Source organism: Agriterribacter sp. (genome assembly GCF_035444585.1).
Classification (GTDB): domain Bacteria; phylum Bacteroidota; class Bacteroidia; order Chitinophagales; family Chitinophagaceae; genus Agriterribacter.
The window spans coordinates 1-3,222 of sequence record NZ_DAOMOZ010000335.1; the positions used below are offsets into that span (position 1 = coordinate 1).

The window sequence follows — 3,222 nt, forward strand, 5'->3', positions numbered from 1 at the left end:
GCATCCTTCCAAAAAAGCAGTGGCTCCTACCACGGTGCCGCCCAGTATGAGCGCAACTCTCGATAAGGCTTCGCGTCTGTTCATGATTGATATTTTAAGTAATCAAAAATAATTTATTTGTTTAGCTTTTGGCTCTCGGCTTTCAGATAGGGCTGCTTCGGATTTCAAATTTTAAATATCCGGGTTTTGTGATCCGGTTCTTGATGCTTTCATCTGCGGTCTGACGCTTCCTTCGTTGCGTACCGACCGCGTTCATCTCCACATTAAATATTCCCCTTCTTCATCTCTTTTACTGCATGATCCGCTGCTCTTGCCGTTAATGCCATATAGGTTATGGACGGGTTCTGGCAGGCCGAGGATGCCATGCAGGCACCGTCGGTGATAAATACGTTTTTTACTTCGTGCATCTGGTTAAAGCCGTTCAGTACAGATGTTTTGGGATCGCGTCCCATCCGGGCGGTACCCATTTCGTGAATGCAGAAACCCGGTGCAGGCATGCTGTCGTAGGTATTTACATTTTTTAAGCCGGCCTTTTCCAGCATCTCCGCAGCACTGTTCATCATGTCTTTGCGCATGGCCAGCTCATTGGTCTTGAATTCGCAATCTATATCCAGCGTAGGCATCCCCCATTTGTCTTTTTTATCTTTGCTGAGGGTTGCTTTATTTTCATAATAGGGTAAATGTTCTCCCCATGAGCCAATACCCATGCCCCAGTTGCCGGGCTCCAGCAATTGCTCTTTTAGTTCTTCCCCCACCCCATCGGCACTCCATGGCCTGCCCCTGGAAGCGCCGCCCTGGAAGCCGAAACCTCTCACATAATCGCTTCGTTTTGTTTTTTCGCTGATGTTGCGGAACCGTGGAATATAAATGCCGTTCGGCCGTCTGCCATAGGTATACTGATCCGGGAATCCGTCAAACGATCCGCTGGCGCCAACGCCATAATGATGATCCATCAAATTATGGCCTACCTGTTCGCTGCTGTTGCCCAAACCATTTGGAAAAGCATCGGATACAGAATGAAGTAAAATGGTTGCTGTACCTAAGGTGGATGCGTTAAGGAAAATTATTTTTGCAAAATATTCTTCAGTATTCATGGTTTCGGCATCTATGATCCGGATACCTTTGGCGCGCCTGCTTTCTTTATCATAAATTACTTCTGTAACAATCGAGAAAGGCCGGAGCGTGAGGTTGCCTGTTTTTTTTGCCGCGGGAAGCGTTGCCGAGTTGCTGCTGAAATAGCCGCCGAAGGGACAACCTTCATGGCACTTGTTTCTATACTGGCATGGACCGCGGTCGCCCACTTTTTGCGTGTGGTTGGCCGACCGGCCAATGATCATTCTCCTGCCATCCGAAAATTCTTTTTTAATTCTTTCCGCTACATGCTTTTCCAGGCAGTTCATTTCCATAGGAGGCAAAAATTTTCCATCAGGTAATTGCGGGAGCCTTTCAACTGACCCGCTTATACCTACAAAAGGCTCAACATAATCGTACCAGGGGGCAATATCTTTATAACGTATGGGCCAATCCACACCATGACCATCTTTGGCGTTGGCTTCAAAATCTATATCGCTCCAGCGGTAACACTGCCTGCCCCAGGTTAAAGACCTTCCGCCAACATGGTAACCCCTTATCCAGTCAAACGGCTTCACCTGGTTATAGGGATTCTCTTTGTCATTTACAAAAAAATGCTTCGACACCTCGTTGTAGGCGTAGCATTTGCTTTGAATAGGACTGTCTTTTTTATCCTGCTGTGTACGGCTGCCATGATGTTTCAGTTCCCATGGGTTAAGTGTGGCGCCTGTATAATCTTTAATGTGTTCTACATTCCTTCCTCTTTCCAGCACAAGGGTCTTTAATCCTTTTTCACAAAGTTCTTTGGCGGCCCATCCGCCGCTGATGCCGGAACCTACCACTATGGCATCATATGTATTTTGAGCTACGGCTTTATTGTTGATACGGGTACTGTCGTTTGGCATGATATATAAAATCGTTTTAGGTTTGTCTTTTCGTACTAAAGATTTCTTTTTTTCAATTCGCTCGCTGCATGGTCTGCTGCCCGGGCCGTAAAAGCCATATAACCGAGTGATGGATTTACACATGAGGCGGATGTCATAAATGCCCCGTCGGTAACAAATAGATTGGGTGCATCCCATACCTGGTTAAATTTATTCAACACCGAGGTTTTGGGGTCTTTACCCATACGCGCCGTTCCCATTTCGTGTATGCCTCTTCCCAATGTACCGTCGCCATCGCGTCCCTGTACATTTTTAACGCCTGCCGCTTCCAGCATTTCAATGGCGTCGTTCAGCATGTCTTTACGCATTTTCTTTTCGTTCTCCTTGTATTCTACATCAAAAGCCAGTACCGGAAGCCCCCATTTATCCAGGCGCTGTTTGCCATTTTTATCAGGCACCGGGCGCATGCCCAGGTCTTTACCCGTTACGGGATCGTTAAACTGCTCCAGCTTGTCGGAGTAAGTATTTTTATCAATGTATATCCTGATTTCGTGGTAAGGCAATGTTTCGCCAAAGCCGCCTATATACATTGACCAGCTTCCGGGTTCAGTAAGCGCGTCTTTAAGATCAGCGCCAATAGATATCTCTTCTGCCGAACGGTTGTAACCGCCCCGGCTTCCGCCGCCCTCGTATCCAAAGCCCCGCAGGTAGTCTCTTTTATCACCAAAGAAATTGCGGTATCGCGGAATGTATACGCCATTGGCACGGCGTCCAAAATAATATTGATCTTCATAGCCCTCTACCTGGCCTCCGGCGCCCACACCCAGGTGATGGTCCATTACATTATGCCCCAGTTCACCACTGCTGCTGCCCAGTCCGTTGGGCCATATATCGGTAGCGGAATTCATCAATATCCATGCGCTGTTCAATGCAGAAGCGTTCAGGAAAATAATTCTGGCATTGTAGGTATAGGTCTTGTTGTTTTCACCATCAAGCACTTCAACACCGGTTGCCCTTTTTTTATCTTTATCGTATAAAATTTTTGTAACAATGCTCCAGGGGCGGAGCGTAAGATTGCCTGTTTTCACAGCCGCCGGCAGCGTAGAGGATTGTGTGCTGAAATACGCACCGAAAGGGCATCCCAGCCAGCACTTGTTGCGGTACTGGCAGCTGGCTCTTCCCTGGTCGGTAAAAGGAACCGTAATATTGGCAGTACGGCCTATGATCATATGCCGTTTGCCGCCGAATTTTTCTTTGATACGTGCAG

2 protein-coding genes are annotated in these 3,222 nt (G+C 47.4%); both read right to left on the reverse strand.

Annotated elements, in window-relative coordinates:
- Positions 1 to 263: 263 nt before the first annotated feature.
- On the reverse strand, positions 264 to 1,976 hold the full coding sequence (locus PLH26_RS21115; protein ID WP_324587998.1) for a GMC oxidoreductase: 1,713 nt from the start codon (positions 1,974 to 1,976) through the stop codon (positions 264 to 266).
- 35 nt (positions 1,977 to 2,011) lie between these two features.
- Positions 2,012 to 3,222: GMC oxidoreductase (locus PLH26_RS21120; protein ID WP_324587999.1), on the reverse strand; the 1,211-nt coding region annotated here is incomplete at its 5' end.

Excerpts from the sequence above, each read along its gene's own strand:
- PLH26_RS21115 (WP_324587998.1), bottom strand. The coding sequence starts at position 1,976 with ATGCCAAACGACAGTACCCGTATCAACAATAAAGCCGTAGCTCAAAAT.